At 62.0% G+C, this 15,131-nt stretch carries 15 protein-coding genes; 9 read left to right on the top strand and 6 right to left on the bottom strand.

The annotated features are described in order from the left end of the window. Nucleotides 1-686: 686 nt before the first annotated feature. Nucleotides 687-1,295, top strand: a complete 609-nt coding sequence (locus tag OPU96_RS26800) for a LysE family translocator (RefSeq protein ID WP_192300798.1) — start codon at nt 687-689, stop codon at nt 1,293-1,295. Between the two features lie 97 nt (nt 1,296-1,392). After that, nucleotides 1,393-3,681: a 5-methyltetrahydropteroyltriglutamate--homocysteine S-methyltransferase gene (gene metE / locus OPU96_RS26795; RefSeq protein WP_498560006.1), complete on the top strand. Its 2,289-nt coding sequence runs from the start codon at nt 1,393-1,395 to the stop codon at nt 3,679-3,681. 134 nt (nt 3,682-3,815) lie between these two features. Here the strand turns inward: metE and OPU96_RS26790 are convergent, their stop codons facing one another. Beyond that, the gene (locus tag OPU96_RS26790) at nt 3,816-4,970 is read right to left on the bottom strand and encodes an acetyltransferase domain-containing protein (RefSeq protein WP_226457500.1); all 1,155 of its coding nucleotides are present in this window, start codon (nt 4,968-4,970) and stop codon (nt 3,816-3,818) included. Nucleotides 4,971-5,116: 146 nt separating this feature from the next. Here OPU96_RS26790 and OPU96_RS26785 point away from each other — a divergent pair, with 146 nt between their 5' ends. Next, entirely contained in the window at nt 5,117-5,653 is a 537-nt protein-coding gene (locus OPU96_RS26785; RefSeq protein ID WP_498560005.1) for a DUF924 family protein, read from the top strand. Between the two features lie 98 nt (nt 5,654-5,751). Beyond that, the gene (gene yfcF / locus OPU96_RS26780) at nt 5,752-6,384 is read left to right on the top strand and encodes a glutathione transferase (RefSeq protein WP_498560004.1); all 633 of its coding nucleotides are present in this window, start codon (nt 5,752-5,754) and stop codon (nt 6,382-6,384) included. Between the two features lie 4 nt (nt 6,385-6,388). On the opposite strand, the gene OPU96_RS26775 is transcribed toward yfcF, so the two are convergent. Continuing rightward, nucleotides 6,389-6,634: a hypothetical protein gene (locus tag OPU96_RS26775; protein ID WP_192300793.1), complete on the bottom strand. Its 246-nt coding sequence runs from the start codon at nt 6,632-6,634 to the stop codon at nt 6,389-6,391. A gap of 131 nt (nt 6,635-6,765) precedes the next feature. Here OPU96_RS26775 and OPU96_RS26770 point away from each other — a divergent pair, with 131 nt between their 5' ends. Together OPU96_RS26770 and OPU96_RS26765 are read left to right on the top strand one after the other, a co-directional pair. Next, nucleotides 6,766-7,410 (top strand): ATPase, encoded by a 645-nt coding sequence (locus OPU96_RS26770; RefSeq protein WP_498560003.1) that lies wholly within the window; start codon nt 6,766-6,768, stop codon nt 7,408-7,410. Between the two features lie 34 nt (nt 7,411-7,444). Continuing rightward, complete coding sequence (locus OPU96_RS26765; RefSeq protein ID WP_192300791.1) at nt 7,445-7,786, top strand: hypothetical protein; 342 nt, start codon at nt 7,445-7,447, stop codon at nt 7,784-7,786. A 75-nt stretch (nt 7,787-7,861) separates the two neighbouring features. On the opposite strand, the gene OPU96_RS26760 is transcribed toward OPU96_RS26765, so the two are convergent. Both OPU96_RS26760 and OPU96_RS26755 read right to left on the bottom strand, forming a co-directional pair. Next, nucleotides 7,862-8,608 carry a creatininase family protein gene (locus OPU96_RS26760; RefSeq protein WP_226457504.1) on the bottom strand — a complete coding sequence of 249 codons (747 nt, stop codon included), beginning with the start codon at nt 8,606-8,608 and terminating at the stop codon, nt 7,862-7,864. A gap of 30 nt (nt 8,609-8,638) precedes the next feature. Then, the gene (locus OPU96_RS26755) at nt 8,639-9,352 is read right to left on the bottom strand and encodes a murein L,D-transpeptidase catalytic domain family protein (protein WP_192300789.1); all 714 of its coding nucleotides are present in this window, start codon (nt 9,350-9,352) and stop codon (nt 8,639-8,641) included. A gap of 40 nt (nt 9,353-9,392) precedes the next feature. On the opposite strand from OPU96_RS26755, the gene OPU96_RS26750 reads away from it, so the two are divergent. Both OPU96_RS26750 and dapF read left to right on the top strand, forming a co-directional pair. Continuing rightward, nucleotides 9,393-10,970 (top strand): L,D-transpeptidase family protein, encoded by a 1,578-nt coding sequence (locus OPU96_RS26750; RefSeq protein WP_226457505.1) that lies wholly within the window; start codon nt 9,393-9,395, stop codon nt 10,968-10,970. 42 nt (nt 10,971-11,012) lie between these two features. Then, nucleotides 11,013-11,819 carry a diaminopimelate epimerase gene (dapF, locus tag OPU96_RS26745; RefSeq protein WP_498560002.1) on the top strand — a complete coding sequence of 269 codons (807 nt, stop codon included), beginning with the start codon at nt 11,013-11,015 and terminating at the stop codon, nt 11,817-11,819. Between the two features lie 2 nt (nt 11,820-11,821). Here dapF and OPU96_RS26740 read toward each other — a convergent pair whose 3' ends face one another. Continuing rightward, nucleotides 11,822-12,994 (bottom strand): PAS domain-containing sensor histidine kinase, encoded by a 1,173-nt coding sequence (locus OPU96_RS26740; protein WP_498560001.1) that lies wholly within the window; start codon nt 12,992-12,994, stop codon nt 11,822-11,824. Continuing rightward, nucleotides 12,984-13,799 (bottom strand): alpha/beta fold hydrolase, encoded by an 816-nt coding sequence (locus OPU96_RS26735; RefSeq protein ID WP_498560000.1) that lies wholly within the window; start codon nt 13,797-13,799, stop codon nt 12,984-12,986. Before OPU96_RS26735 ends, OPU96_RS26740 begins: the two co-directional genes overlap by 11 nt. Before the next feature lie 127 nt (nt 13,800-13,926). On the opposite strand from OPU96_RS26735, the gene OPU96_RS26730 reads away from it, so the two are divergent. Then, complete coding sequence (locus OPU96_RS26730; protein WP_498559999.1) at nt 13,927-15,126, top strand: TPM domain-containing protein; 1,200 nt, start codon at nt 13,927-13,929, stop codon at nt 15,124-15,126. Nucleotides 15,127-15,131: the final 5 nt, after the last annotated feature.

Genomic DNA, 15,131 nt, shown 5'->3' with positions numbered 1-15,131 from the left:
GCCAGCTCCCACATTTTTTAACTGTGTACACCTGACACAGCCTGCAAACCCTATTCCCTGTGGGAGCTGTCGAGCTTTGGCGAGGCTGCGAAAGCGGCGGCACGGCAGGCAGAGATGTCGCCTGATCCGCCGCCTTCGCAGGCAAGCCAGCTCCCACATTTTTTAACTGTGTACACCTGACACAGCCTGCAAACCCTATTCCCTGTGGGAGCTGTCGAGCTTAGGCGAGGCTGCGAAAGCGGCGGCACGGCAGGCAGAGATGTCGCCTGATCCGCCGCCTTCGCAGGCAAGCCAGCTCCCACATTTTTTAACTGTGTACACCTGACACAGCCTGCAAACCCTATTCCCTGTGGGAGCTGTCGAGCTTTGGCGAGGCTGCGAAGGCGGCGGCACTGCTGGTAGAGATGTCGCCTGACCCACCTTTGATCTTCATTCAGCCCATGTCGCCTTCGATTCAACGCAGCTGTGCGCCTGTCTCAGCGGGCGCCGCGCCATGGCTTTTCTGGCATTTGCGGCAATGGCAGTGGGTGATGGCATCCATGTTGCTTTCGTTCCTGAAAGTTGCAGGCAAACACTATACCTGTGGCGAGGGAGCTTGCTCCCGTTGAGGGCGCACCACAAACGTTCAAGAATTCCCCGAACACGCCTCAGTAGACTCGCCAGACTTCTTCTACTACAGGTTTTCCATGGACATCTTCCTCTACGCCTTCAGCGTCATGTACAGCCCCGGCCCTGTGAATTTCATGGGCCTCAACGCCGGGCTCACCGGGCAGTTTCGCCGTTCCACCGGGTTTTTCATCGGTGTGGGGTGCGCGATGCTGCTGTTGTTTGTGCTGTTTGGCTACACCGGCGAGGCGATCATTTCCCAGGCCGCGTTGCCGTACATCTCGTTGATTGGCGGGGCGTACACGTTGTATCTCGCCTATCAGGTATTCACTGCGCGCACGGTCGTGGATGAAACGACTGCAACCGCACCCGTCAAAACCCTCACGTTCTGGAATGGCCTGGTGATCCAGTTGCTCAACCCCAAGGGCATCATGGCGGTGTTGCCGATCACCAGTGTGATGCTGCCGGCGGCGCACATCACCGGGGTGTCCATCGCGCTTGTGTCGGCGGTGCTGGCGGTTGGTGCGTTCGGCGCGCCGTGGGTTTATTCACTGCTGGGTGCAGTGCTCGGACGGCGGATCAATGGCTCGTCGGCGTTCACCGTGTTCAATCGCTGCATGGGCGTGGCACTGGCGGTGTGTGCGTATTTCATGTTCCACGCGTTCTATGTACACCTGATCTCAACATGAGTAGATCTTGTGATCATCTAGAATAATATGAGTTTGTCTCACTATCGCTGACTGTCGACAATGGCTGCCATAAATATCGACATTGGAGTTGTTAGTCATGGCAGTCGCTCATTCCCTGGGATTTCCGCGCATTGGACGCGATCGTGAACTGAAAAAAGCGCAGGAAGCGTTCTGGAAGGGTGAGCTCGATGAAGCTGGCTTGCGCGCCGTGGGCCGTGACCTGCGCAAAACCCACTGGGACCTGCAAAAACAGGCCGGTCTCGAATTGCTGCCCGCCGGGGATTTCGCCTGGTATGACCAGGTGCTGACCCACTCGCTGATGTTTGGCGTGATCCCCGAGCGCTTCCGCCCAGCCGATGGCAAAGCCACCTTGCACACCCTGTTCGGCATGGCCCGTGGCGTCAGCGACAGCTGCTGCGGCGGCGCCCACGCCCAGGAGATGACCAAGTGGTTCGACACCAACTACCACTACCTGGTGCCTGAATTCAGCGCTGACCAGCAGTTCCACCTGGGCTGGGATCAACTGTTCGAAGAGGTGCAGGAAGCCCGCGAGCTGGGCCACAACGTCAAGCCAGTCATCATCGGCCCGCTGACTTACCTGTGGCTGGGCAAGGCCAAGGGCGGCGACTTCGACAAGCTCGACCTGCTCGATCGCCTGCTGCCGCTGTACGGCCAGATCTTCCAGCGCCTCGCCGAATTGGGGGTTGAGTGGGTACAGATCGACGAACCGATCCTGATGCTGGACCTGCCGCAGGACTGGAAAAACGCGTTTGAGCGTGCCTACAACCTGATCCAGCGCGACCCGCTGAAAAAGCTGGTGGCCACCTATTTTGGTGGGCTGGAAGAGAACCTCGGTTTGGCGGCGAACCTGCCGGTGGATGGTTTGCATATCGACCTGGTGCGGGCGCCGGAGCAGTACCCGACCATTCTCGACCGCCTGCCGGCTTACAAAGTGCTGTCCCTGGGCGTGGTCAACGGCCGTAACGTGTGGCGCTGCGACCTGGAAAAAGCCCTGGCGACGCTGCAGCACGCCCATGACAAGTTGGGTGACCGCCTGTGGGTGGCGCCGTCCTGCTCGCTGCTGCACAGCCCGGTGGACCTGGGGCGTGAAGACCAGCTGGATGGGGAGCTGAAAAGCTGGCTGGCATTCGCCGTACAGAAATGCGCCGAAGTGGCGGTGCTGGCCCAGGCGGTCAATCAACCCGAGGCAGCGAATGTTGTCGCGGCCTTGGCACAAAGCCGTGCCGTGCAAGCCGCCCGCGCCGCGTCGCCGCGTATCCACAAGCCTGCGGTGCAAGCGCGGGTTGCGGCGATCACTGCCAGGGACAGCCAGCGCCAGTCGCCGTTTGCCCAGCGTATCGAGCAGCAGCGCGCGGGCCTGAACCTGCCACTGTTTCCGACCACCACCATCGGTTCGTTCCCGCAGACCGCGTCGATCCGCCTGGCGCGCCAGTCGTACAAGGCCGGCAAGTTGAGCGAAGCCGAATACGTCGAAGCCATGCACAGCGAGATCAAGCACGCCGTGGAAGTGCAGGAAAACCTCGGCCTGGACGTGCTGGTGCACGGTGAAGCCGAACGTAATGACATGGTTGAGTACTTCGCCGAGCAACTCGACGGCTATGTGTTCACCCGGTTCGGTTGGGTGCAGAGCTACGGTTCACGTTGCGTGAAACCGGCGGTGATTTTTGGTGACCTGAGCCGCCCGAAAGCCATGACCGTGGAGTGGATCCGCTACGCCCAAGGCCTCACCCACAAAGTGATGAAGGGCATGCTGACCGGCCCGGTGACCATGCTGATGTGGTCATTCCCCCGCGAAGACGTGAGCCGCGAAGTGCAGGCACGGCAATTGGCCCTGGCGATTCGTGACGAAGTGGTGGACCTGGAGGCGGCCGGCATCAAGATCGTGCAGATCGACGAAGCGGCGTTCCGTGAAGGTTTGCCGTTGCGCCAGGCGCAGTGGCAGCACTACCTGGACTGGGCCACCGAAGTATTCCGCCTGTGCGCCTCGGGTGTGCGCGACGAAACCCAGATCCACACCCACATGTGCTACAGCGAGTTCAACGATGTGATCGAGAGCATTGCGGCGATGGATGCCGATGTGATTACCATCGAAACGTCGCGCTCGGACATGGAGTTGCTGGAGGCGTTTGAAGCCTTCGCTTACCCGAACGAAATCGGTCCGGGCGTGTACGACATCCACTCGCCACGGGTGCCGGATGCGTCGGAGATGGCCAATTTGTTGCGCAAGGCGGCCAAGCGGATTCCGGCCGAGCGTTTGTGGGTGAACCCGGATTGCGGCTTGAAAACCCGTGGCTGGCCGGAGACCGAAGCGGCGTTGATTCACATGGTCACGGCCGCCCGCCAGCTGCGTGCTGAACTGGCCTGATTCCTGAGCAGTACACGGTTCAAAAAAATGTGGGAGCGGGCTTGCTCGCGAATGCAGTGTGTCAGTCAACGGATTCACTGGCTGATTCAGCGCATTCGCGAGCAAGCCCACTCCCACATTTGGCCTGCGCAGAGTCAGAGGTATTTGAGCCAGGCCAAGTCACGACGCCGTGCTTTGAGCCCCGCAAACCAACGCACGGGCGGATACAGCACCAACGGCAGCAACAGCGCTACCAGCCAAATTGCGCCCATACCGTCGACGCCGAAATAACTGCCATGATTCAGGCCAAACAGCGCAATGCAAGCCACATAGAACACTTTCAGCACATACAAATGCAGCAGATAAAAGAACATCGGCGCCGCGCCAAACGTGGCCAGTAGGCCGATCCAACGTGCGTGCCCGGCCCGTTCAAACGCCAGCAACAGCAGCAGACCGATGCCCAAGGTCAGCGCCAGGAACAGCAGCGAAGGCGGATATTTGGTCACGTTGAAAAAGCTCATCAACGTCTGCACGCCACTGTCATAGCTCTGCCAAGGCTTCTCCCCGTAACCATTGAACGCACGCAACAGCACAAAGCCGACCAACCCAGTCACGCCCGCCAGCGCCAAATAGCGCTGACGCAGCAGCGGCGGTGAGCCGTTGGCGAACCACGGGCCGAGGCCGTAGCCCAAGGCAATCACGCCGATCCACGGCAGCACCGGGTAGGTGATGCGCAGGCGCAGGTTGTCGCCGACCTCGATCCAACTGCGCTCATGCAGGATCGCCCAACCGTTCTGCAGCATCGAGCCCGGCCCGAAGTGCAGGCCATCCAGCAGGTTGTGCCCGGCGATAATCCCAATCGCCACGGCGATCAACAGCGGCCGCGGCAACCACACCAAGGCGGCGAGGGCGAGCATGCTCACGCCAATTGCCCAGATGACTTGCAGGTAGATCACTGCTGGCGGCATCTGGAAGGTCCAGGCGAAGTTGACCAGGGTGAATTCCAGCACCACTAGAAACAGCCCGCGCTTGAACAGAAACGCCGACACATCGCGGCGGCCCTGGTATTTCTGGCCGTACAGCCACGCCGACAAGCCGGTGAGCAAGACAAACACCGGCGCACACAGGTGGGCGAGGGTGCGACTGATAAACAGGCTGGGTTCGGTGCTGTCGATGCTCATCGGGTCGCTGACTTGACGGTGCAGCAGGAAGGTTTCGCGCACGTGGTCCAGCAGCATGAACAGGATCACCAGGCCCCGCAGGGCGTCGATGGAAAGCAGGCGTTGGCGCAGGGGGACAGCGTCGGTCATGGGCAAGGGTCGCAGGGTAGGGGGGAAGGCGGGTGTTATTCTATAACATTAATCTGCCCGCTGTCGGTTTCTAACCTGTGGGAGCGAGCTTCGTCGTGCCTTGGATTCTGCTAAGGTCTGCCAAACCGCTTTCGCAGGCCTTCACCATGACCACCCCGAAAACCGTCATCGACTTCTGGCAACACGCCGGCCCCAAACGCTGGTTCGCCAAGGACGAGGCCTTCGACGCCAGCTTCCGCGACACCTTCCAAAGCGCCCACCTGCAAGCCGCCCGCCGTGAGCTGGAAAGCTGGCTGGACTCGGCAGAGGGCGCCCTGGCCCTGCTGATCCTGCTCGACCAATACCCGCGCAATGCCTTTCGCGGCACTGCCCATATGTTCGCCACCGACCCGTTGGCGCGCTTGTATGCCGGGCGCATGGTCGAGGCCGGGTTGGACCAGTTGATCGAGCCTGCCTTGCGTGCGTTCTGCTACCTACCGTTCGAACATTCTGAAGACCCGGTGGACCAGCAGCGTTCCCTGGTGCTCAACCAGGCGCTGGACGCCAACACCTACCACTGGGCCAAGGAACATGCCGAGATTATTCAGCGCTTCGGGCGGTTTCCTCATCGCAACAGGGTGTTGGCCCGCGTCAGCACTGAGCACGAGCAGGCCTTTTTGGACAAGGGCGGGTTCGCCGGATAGGTCCCAGCATTCCCGCCAGGAATGCCCCTATAAAAAGCTGCCATTGTCTTTCTTGCCAGCCATCTCGTAACGTGGGCTTTCACCCAAGGAGCCCTGTCATGAACTCACCCTCGTTGCGCCTGTACGTTGATGCCCAGTTCACCAGCCCCTACGCGATGTCGGTATTTGTCGCGCTGCGCGAGAAGGGCTTGGCGTTTGATACGCAGACCCTGGACTTGGACTCGGCGCAACAGCAGGCTGCGGATTTCACCCAATTGTCCCTGACCCAACGCGTGCCAACCCTGGTGGACGGTGACTTTGCCCTGTCGGAATCCTCGGCAATCACCGAGTATCTGGACGAGGCGTACCCCGCGACGGTGGTGTACCCCGTCGACCCCAAGCAGCGGGCGAGGGCGCGGCAGGTCCAGGCGTGGTTGCGCAGCGATTTGCTGCCCATCCGCCAGGAACGTTCGACGCTGGTGGTGTTCTACGGGCAAAAGATGCCGCCCTTTTCGCCTGCGGCCCAGGCTGCCGCGCAGAAGTTGATCAGTGCGGCACAGGCGCTGTTGGCGGGTAACCCGGACTTTCTGTTTGGCACGTGGTCGATTGCCGATGTGGACCTGGCCGTGATGCTCAATCGCCTGATTCTCAATGGCGACAACGTGCCCGCCGAGTTGGTCGCCTATGCGCAACGCCAATGGCAGCGGCCGTCGGTACAAGCCTGGGTCAACCTGCAGCGGCCTGCGCTCTAGCGGTTTAAAGCCATTCCTGGGCCACGCGGCGGTCCAGGTCTTCCCAGTCGGCCATGCCCAGTACCCGTGTGGTGTTCAAACCACGCAGGTAACCGCGCAATTGCTGGGCGCTGGCGCAACGTTGCTCGGCGTCGGCCGTTTCGTCCTGCAGTACCGTCTCATAGTCGACCAGGTAGTCGGCGATCCGCTCGCGAAACTCCGGCAGTACGGCATCGCGGATACGGTCGAAGGTTTTCTGGTGGGGCTTCATGGCGGGTCCTTATCTATTTTTATCTAGGCACTATTGGTTCAGATAATAGTCACCATCACGGATCGCAAGTTCTGTTTTTTCAGGAAAAGCGCAAAATTGTCCCATCGAAACGCTGTTCAAGGAAACGCGCGATGAGGACGATAATTCAGCTGGGTTTGATGCTGGTGATGCTGGGCTCGGTGGCCATGAACAACGCGGCCATCGCCGATGATTTGGATAGTAGCCATTTGCTACCTATCGACGCTAGCGTAGACTCCCTGCAACATGCGCAGTCGGTAGGGGTGTTGTTAAGCGACAATACCCGCGACAACCTCAGTTACCTTGTACGCTACCATGACATGGCCTTGAACGGCGCCAGGGATGCCCTCGACGAGCGTATCCGCCAGGCGTTCGTCAACAGTTCCGACCCGGAACTGGCTATCGACTGGTTGATAAACTCGCTGCAAGGCACCTTTTTGTCGGTCACCGTCTACGACAACCTGGATGCCCTGGTGCAGGCACACCCCGATGTGGTGGTGATGCTCGATACCCACAATCAACTGCTGACTCCGCGGAACGATCAGGTCGAGGCACGTTTTATCGCACGGTTCTACAACGCGAACCTGCAATACATCGCCAAGGCCGAAGGTGCTGTGCGTCGGCAAGTACCGTCGGTGTGGGTGCATGACAAGGCGGCGCCGGAAATTGCCGCGCAGATCGAACAGCAGCGGGATGTCCAGCAAGCGGCCTTGCAACGGTTTGATGCATCGCTCAAGGCGTTGGTCCAAGCCGGTTGATGTGAACTTTTTTGTTATTTTTTCAGGAATTTATATGCGTTATTTTTTCGCCCCGGCCCTGGCCTTTGCTTCACTGTGGCTGGCCGGTTGTGTGTCTGCCCCGAATGCGCCGACATTGACCCTGCTCACCGCCAAGACCCCTGAAGGCTATGCCCAGTGTGTGCTGCCAAAGCTTGAAAAACACGGCATCACCTCGACCGTCACGCAGAACTCGCGTCACGCCAAGGTGGTGTTGACCAGCAAGATTGCGGCGGATGATGTGCTGGAGGCCTACAAGACCCAGGACGGAACCAAGGTGTTCTTGTATGAGCGCAAGCCGTTGGCATCGACGCTGACGCCGTCGCGGTTGGAGTTGGTGGCGCAGGAGTGCAAGTAGTCTGCACAGCACCAATCCACTGTTGAGCTGGGTTTGTGTGGGAGCGGGCTCCCACATTTTTGATCTGTGTGTGACCTAGGGCTTGGCTTCGTTGCTGAACGCGTTGACCGTCTTGACCAAACCTAGCGCCGCCAACGCCACCAACTCCCCACCTTTCTCCACTGTCGCCAGCGCCGGGTCCGAGCCCATGCGTCCGTCGGGGAAACGTGCGCGGAAGTCCAGCGCTTCGCGGATCGGCCCGGTGTTGGCGATCTGCGGCGAGTACTCGGCGACCTTGATCGACTGCGGGTACGCCCACTGCGTCACTGCAATCTCCGATGGCGTGGCATGGCTGCCATGGCCGACCGGAAACTGCTTCTGGGCCAGGTCGTTGACGCCTTCCAGGTCCCACCAGTTGACTAGCTTCAGCGCAAACCCGGCCGGACGGCGGGCGAAGCTCGCTTCGGCATACAGCTCGGAAAACGCCGCCTCAATCGTGGCGATGTTGCCGCCGTGGCCGTTCAGGAACAGGATCTTGTCGAAACCATGCCCGGCCAGCGAGCGCACCCAATCGCCAATCGCAGCAATAAAGGTGGAAGGGCGCAGCGAGATGGTGCCGGGAAAGCCCAGGTGATGCTGGGCCATGCCGATATTGAAAGTCGGGCCGATCAGGATGTCGGCATTTTTCTGCGCCTCATGGGCGATGATTTCCGGGCACATCCAATCGGTGCCCAGCAGGCCGGTGGGGCCGTGCTGTTCGTTGGAGCCGATGGGGATCACCACCGTGCGGCTGCGTTCCAGGAACTGCCCGACTTCGATCCAGGTGGACGTATGTAGCAGCATGCGATGCTCTCTTTTATCGATGGGGACAGGCTATCCGCCACGGATTGTACGACTACTCGCCACCTGTTGGGGTTTGCAGTTGAGGTAGGTCGACGACTTCAGCCAGTGCTGGTCCGGATACCAGGAAAACATGAACTGCCCATCCTTGAGTTTGTCTACCACCTGGCGTGCCACCTGCGGGCGCACGGCGGGACAGCCCTGGCTGCGGCCGATACGGCCTTCGCGCTTGCTCCACAGGGGGCTGACGTAATCGGCCGCATGGATCACCAGCGCACGGTCGCGGGCCTGATCATTGAAGCCCGGTTCCAGGCCATCCATGCGCAACGAGTAGCCGTGGGTGCCCAGATAACTTTCCTGGGTGCGGAACAGGCCCAGGCTGGATTGATGGCTGCCCTCGCGATTGGAGAACTGCGTGGCGAAGTTTTCCCCGGACTTGGCGCCATGGGCCACCAGGTCGCGCAGCACCAGGGTCTTTTTGCGCAGGTCGAAGATCCATAGCCGACGTGCGGTCGAGGGCTGGGAGTAGTCGATCACGGCCAGGCGCTCGGAGCGTTCCTCGCCATTGTTGACCGCACATTGCATCGCGCTCAGGGCGCTTTTCAGTACAGTGGGATTGAGTTCTGGAGCCGAGCGCGCCAGGCTGCTATACAAGGAAGGAGGGTTGCCATTGGCGGCGAGTGCATAATTGCCCAACGCGGCCAGGCTCATGGTGATCAAACCCAGGCGGCACAAAAAAGTTAGCATCTACAGTACATCCCCCCACTGTGGATTGGAGTTAAGCCAATTGTTCAAAAAACACGCATGTTACTTGAGCATTTGCTTGCTCGTTGCACCACTGGTCGCGACAGCCGATGAGCTGGCGGCCGAACCTGTGCCAATTGTTTCACCCAGCCCGATTCAACAAGCCCTGGCGGCACTGCCCGGTGTTTGCCCCAGCCTCGCGCCGCAGATTGACGCCGCCGCGCTGGTGCGCCTGCAAGCGTTCTACCAGCAGCAAGGCGACGTTCCGTTGTGGTCCGCCGAACAACGCCAAGCACTGCACACCCAACTGTTGCTGCTCGCCGACGACGGCCTGGACCCCACCCACTATAGCCAACCCACGCCGGATGCCACGGCCAATGTGCTGTGCAGCGACATCGATGGCAGCCGCCACTACCTGCAAGCCTTGCAGGATTTGCACTACGGCCGCCTGCAACAATCGCGCTACGAACCGCTATGGCATGCCCAGCCGCCAACCCGCGACCCGAACACCGAAGTGCTGGCCTTTGCCGCCACCGGCCTGCGCGACATGGCCCAAGCCTTCGATCAGGCGCGGCCCAGCGCCGATTTGTACCGCAGCCTGCGCAACGCCTATTCCACTGTGCGTCAGCAACCATTGCCGCACTGGGACGCGGTCGCCAGCGGTCCTTTATTGCGTCCCGGCATGGACGACCCCCGCGTGCCGGAACTGGCGCGGCGCCTGGTCAGTGGCGGCTACCTGGCCACCGCGCCCGCCGGCAAGCTGTACCGCGACGAACTGGTCAAGGCAGTCAAGGCCTTCCAGCTCAGCCACTCCCTGCAGGCTGACGGTGTGATCGGGGCCGGCACCGTGGCCGAGCTGAACATCAGCCCGGCAATTCGCCGCGAACAGCTGCGCATCAACCTCGAACGCTTCCGCTGGCTGGCCCAGGACCTGGAACCCGAGGGCGTGCTGGTCAACGTCGCCGCCGCGCAACTGAGCGTGTACCAAAGTGGCATCCCGGTGTGGCAAACCCGCCTGCAAGTCGGCCGCGCCGAGCGCCAGACGCCGTTGCTCAAGTCGCGCATCACCCGGCTGACCCTCAACCCCACGTGGACCATCCCGCCGACCATCATGCGCGAGGACAAACTCCCGGCCATCCGCCTCAACCCCGAGTACCTGCGCCAGCAAAACCTGCAGGTGCTCGACCCCGAAGGTCGTCCGCTGGCACCCGAACAGATCGATTGGGCGCGCCCCGGCAACATCCTGCTGCGCCAGGAAGCCGGCCCGCGCAACCCGCTGGGCAAGATCGTGATGCGCTTTCCCAACCCGTATTCGGTGTACCTGCACGACACGCCGAGCCAGCCGCTGTTCAGCAAGGGCCCACGGGCGTTCAGCTCCGGGTGTGTGCGCGTCGAACAGCCGCTGATGCTGCGTGACCTGCTGGTGAGCCCGGCCGAACGTGCGCGCACCGATGAACTGCTGGCCACTGGGGTAACCCACGAATTCCGCCTGGCCACGCCGGTGCCGGTGCTGTTGGGGTACTGGACGGTGGAAGTCGACCGCCAGGGTGGCTTGGTCTACGCGCCGGATATTTATGCGCGGGATCTGGTGCTGATGAAGGCCATGGGCACCACGCTCTGACCCACCCTGCAACTCATCTCCCGGCTCGAATAAGGACCACCCATGCCCTTGCAGTTCGTAAAAATGCACGCCCACGGCGATGACTTCATCATCGTTGACCGCCGTGGGCGCGACGACCCGATCACCGCGCAAGTCGCACGCCGCCTGGGCAACCGCCATACCGGTATCGGTTTCAACCAGCTCGCCGTGGTGCTCGACTGCGATGATGCAGCGGCGCGGATCAAGTTCTGGAACCCCAACGGCACGCCGCTGCAGGCCTGCGGCAGCGCGACCCGTGGCGTGGCAGATCGCTTGATGCTGGAGGCGGGCAGCGATTCCATCGTGTTGCGCACCGACCGCGGTTTGCTGACGTGTGTGCGGCAGGCGGGGCGGCAAGTCTCGGTGAACATGGGCGAGCCGTCCCTGGACTGGGCCGCCGTGCCCTTGGCCGAGGCCCTGGATACGCTGAGGTTGCCCCTTGAGGGCGAGCCGGCGGCCTGCAGCATGGGCAACCCGCATTGCACGTTTTTTGTGGCGGATCTTGCCGCCGTCGATGTGGCCGCCGTAGGTGCTGCGTTGGAAATTCACCCGCTGTTTCCGGCCAAGACCAATGTGCATTTTGTGCAAGTGCTCGACCGTGGGCACATCCGCCTGCGCATCTGGGAGCGCGGCGGCGGTGTGCCATTGGGCTCCGGTTCGTGCTGTTGCGGAGCGGTGGTCAATGGCATCCGTCGTGGCTTGCTGGATGCCACGGTGCAGGTGCAGTGCGACGGCGGCACGGTGACCGTGCAGTGGGCGGGCGAGGGCGGTGTGGTGTTGACGGGGAGTGTGGAGCCGGTGATGCAGGGGACGGTGTTCAGTATTGGCTGAAGTCAGTCACCGGCAACATTGACGGGTCCACCCCCATCTCCCACAAAGCGCACACTGAACGTGGTGCCGCCGCCCTCAGTAGAGCTCACCGCCACATCCCCACCATGGACCCTGGCCAATTCCCGCACGATGTACAGGCCCAGGCCGACGCTGCGCACGTCGCTGCCCTGGTCGGTGCCGCGGGTCATGGGCTCGAACAGCCCGGCCAGCAGGGTTGCGGGGATCACGGCGCCGTGGTTGTGTACCGCCACTTCACACTGCCCAGCCCCCAGCCGCGAGGTGATGCTGATCGGTTGTTGCAGGTCGCCATAGGCCACGCTGTTGGCCACCAGATTGCCGATGATCTGTTGCACGCGGTCGGCGTCGAGGCTGGCATCGCCGCTGCCAATGGTGTGATGCGCGAGGATCGCCTTGGGGAATGCCACGCGCAGTTCATCCACCGCCTGGCGGGTCACTGCGTGCAGGTCCAGCGGTGCGGCCTTGATGCTGATGCCGTGGCCGACCCGGGCCTGGGTGAAGTCCAGCAGGTCGGCGATCATGCGCTGGGCGCGTTCGGAGGACTGGCCGATGTGCCCCAGCAACTGGCGCTCCTTGGCGCTGCGTTCGCTACGGCTGAGGAAATCCGAAGCCATGCGGATCGCCGTGAGCGGGTTTTTCAGGTCATGGCTGACGATCGCCACCATCTGCTCGGCAAACAGCGCGCGCCGCTGGGCGATGGCGTATGCCTCGCCGAGTTCGGCCTGGGCTTGCTTGAGGGCAAGTTCCGTCGTGGTTTTTTCCTGCAACAGTGCTTCGGCCAGCTTGCGTGCGTTGAGCAGTTCGCGCTCGTACTTGTCGCGGTCGGTGGTGCCGAACAACGCCAGGTCGTACACCGCGCCGTCGGCTTGTTCACGCCGGGTGCCATTGAGCAGCACGGTGACCTTGTGCCCGTCGCGGTGCAGCATGTCCAGCTTCACTTCGGTGACACTGCCACGCAGGCGCAGCATTGGCGCCAGGTGGGTCTGGTGGAAGATCCGCCCGCCCATGGTCAGCAGGTCCTGGAAACGCCGCCCGCACAACTCCACGGCGCTGAACCCGAGCCATTCGCTGAACCGTGCGTTGGTGTGCAGGAGCGTGCCGTCCTCCGCCGTTGCGGCCAGGGCACAGGCGGCGTTGTCGAACAGCTTAGTCGGCATGGGCGACGGTCCAGGGTGCGAGGAAACTCTCCATCGCTGCCGCACACGCCTGCGACGCGCTCATGTGTGGGCAATGGCCGACGTTGTCCACCAGGCAATAGGTGCTGTTGGGCAACACGCCGTGCAGGTATTCGCCGACGGCCACGGGGGCGATCAGGTCGTCGCTCGATTGCAGGATCAACACCGGGGTAGCCAGGCGGGCGATGTCCTTGCGGTTGTCGGACATAAACGTCACCCGCGCAAATTGCTTGGCGATCTCCGGTTCGGTGCGGCAGAAACTGTCGCGCAGGGCCTCGCTCAACGCGGGCTGTTCAGGCGCGCCCATGATCACTGGGGCCATGGCGCTGGACCAGCCGAGGTAGTTGCTGTCGAGGGTGTCGAGCAGGTCATCGATGTCGCTGCGCTTGAAACCACCGACATAGCCATCGGCATCGATGTAGCGCGGCGACGGGCCAATCATCACGTGGGCGGCGATGCGTCCGGGGGCCCGGCGGTCGGCGAGGGTGGCAATCATCGCGCTGACCGAGTGGCTCACCAGAATCACCGGGCCGACGGTGAAGGCGTCAATCAGCTCGTTCAAGTCGCGGGCATAGCCGTCCAGCGTGCTGTACTTGTGCTTGTCGAACGCGCTGAGGTCCGACAGGCCGGCGCCGACCAGGTCATACATCACCACGCGAAAGTGTTCGGTGAATGGCGGCGCCAAGTAGTGCCACATGGCCTGGTTGCAGCCAAAACCGTGGGAGAACACCAGGGTCGAGCGGCCGTTGCCCATCACACTGACGTTGTTGCGGAGGCGAAGGTTCATGGGCTTCTCGGTTATGGCGTTTTGCTGTGTGTGGGCGGAGTTTAGATAGTCAATCGCGTGGGGTCACGTGTTATAGCCGCGATAAGGTAAAGTCGCGGCCTTCAGGAAGAAACTTCAGGTAACAAACATGATGCGGTGCGTGCGGCAAGCGGTCTTGGGTCTGTGGGTGCTGGTGTTGGCCAGTGTGTTTGTCACCGCCCAGGCTGACAATTCACCGATTGGGGTTGCCCTCGATCAGCGGGTCATCGACCTCACCAACACCCTGGATGCTGGCACCACCGCCCGTCTGAAGGCGCAACTCGCTGCCCTGGAGCAACGCAAAGGCGCGCAGGTGGCGGTGTTGCTGGTGCCCACCACCGGCGATGCGAGCATCGAGGACTACGCCAACCAACTGTTCCGCGCCTGGAAGCTGGGGCGCAAGGACATCAATGACGGCATCCTGCTGCTGGTGGCCAAGGATGATCGCAAGGTGCGCATCGAAGTGGGCTACGGCCTTGAAGGCGTCGTCACCGACTTGCTGAGCCATCGCATCATCGAAGAACACATCACCCCGGCGTTTCGCCAGGGCGATTTCGCGGGAGGTGTCGCCCAAGGCGTAGACGATCTGGTGCTGTTGGTGGATGGCGGTGACTTGCCTGCGGTGGCGGGGCTCGCGGTAGGGCCAGGGGCGATCGCGGTGTTGCTGGCATTTGTGCTCGGTGGCGGCGGCGGTGTACTGCTGGCAGCCGGCAAGCTGCGCTGGCGCAAGGCATTGGTGGCCGCAGTGACGATCACGCTGCTGCTTGCGGTGCTGGCTGGCGGCCGGGAGTGGGCGGTGTACCTGCTGATACTGCCGCTGACCTTGCTGATTGGCGGCGCCACGTTCGGCGCGTTGTGGCAGGCACGCACGGTGTTTTATTGCGTGCTGGGCCTGTTGGGCTACATCGCGATCCTGCTCGCGGCGAACCAATACACCGATGTGAACTTCCTGCACTGGCTGGCATTCCCGCTGCTGGGTCTGCTGGTGCTGGGCTTGTACCTGATCCTGTTCGTCATCATGAAAGACGCCTGGACGCGCAGCCGGGCAGGCTTCGTCGCACGGTTGCTGGCGGCCGTGGCGGTGTACGTGGCGGCGGGGTTGCTGATGGAGTTGGGGCGCAACGACTGGCTGTTTGCTTTCCCGATTGCCTCGTTTGCGGCGCTGTTTATCTTTGGCAAGACCGGTGGCGGCTCGGGGTCCAGCGGTGGCTCAAGCTCGGGCTCCAGTCGTTCAAGCTCCAGCTCCAGCAGCAGTTCGTCGGGGGGCGGTGGTTCGAGCGGTGGTGGGGGCGTTTCGGGGAGTTGGTGAAGCGC

It is taken from the genome of Pseudomonas sp. RP-B7 (genome assembly GCF_059803535.1).
The sequence above is the reverse complement of the archived record's forward strand: the minus strand, read 5'-3'. Positions and strand labels throughout refer to the sequence as shown.

Coding starts and splice junctions, on each gene's coding strand:
- OPU96_RS26800 (WP_192300798.1), top strand. CDS start 687: ATGGACATCTTCCTCTACGCCTTCAGCGTCATGTACAGCCCCGGCCCT.
- metE (WP_498560006.1), top strand. CDS start 1,393: ATGGCAGTCGCTCATTCCCTGGGATTTCCGCGCATTGGACGCGATCGT.
- OPU96_RS26790 (WP_226457500.1), bottom strand. CDS start 4,970: ATGACCGACGCTGTCCCCCTGCGCCAACGCCTGCTTTCCATCGACGCC.
- OPU96_RS26785 (WP_498560005.1), top strand. CDS start 5,117: ATGACCACCCCGAAAACCGTCATCGACTTCTGGCAACACGCCGGCCCC.
- yfcF (WP_498560004.1), top strand. CDS start 5,752: ATGAACTCACCCTCGTTGCGCCTGTACGTTGATGCCCAGTTCACCAGC.
- OPU96_RS26775 (WP_192300793.1), bottom strand. CDS start 6,634: ATGAAGCCCCACCAGAAAACCTTCGACCGTATCCGCGATGCCGTACTG.
- OPU96_RS26770 (WP_498560003.1), top strand. CDS start 6,766: ATGAGGACGATAATTCAGCTGGGTTTGATGCTGGTGATGCTGGGCTCG.
- OPU96_RS26765 (WP_192300791.1), top strand. CDS start 7,445: ATGCGTTATTTTTTCGCCCCGGCCCTGGCCTTTGCTTCACTGTGGCTG.
- OPU96_RS26760 (WP_226457504.1), bottom strand. CDS start 8,608: ATGCTGCTACATACGTCCACCTGGATCGAAGTCGGGCAGTTCCTGGAA.
- OPU96_RS26755 (WP_192300789.1), bottom strand. CDS start 9,352: ATGCTAACTTTTTTGTGCCGCCTGGGTTTGATCACCATGAGCCTGGCC.
- dapF (WP_498560002.1), top strand. CDS start 11,013: ATGCCCTTGCAGTTCGTAAAAATGCACGCCCACGGCGATGACTTCATC.
- OPU96_RS26740 (WP_498560001.1), bottom strand. CDS start 12,994: ATGCCGACTAAGCTGTTCGACAACGCCGCCTGTGCCCTGGCCGCAACG.
- OPU96_RS26735 (WP_498560000.1), bottom strand. CDS start 13,799: ATGAACCTTCGCCTCCGCAACAACGTCAGTGTGATGGGCAACGGCCGC.
- OPU96_RS26730 (WP_498559999.1), top strand. CDS start 13,927: ATGATGCGGTGCGTGCGGCAAGCGGTCTTGGGTCTGTGGGTGCTGGTG.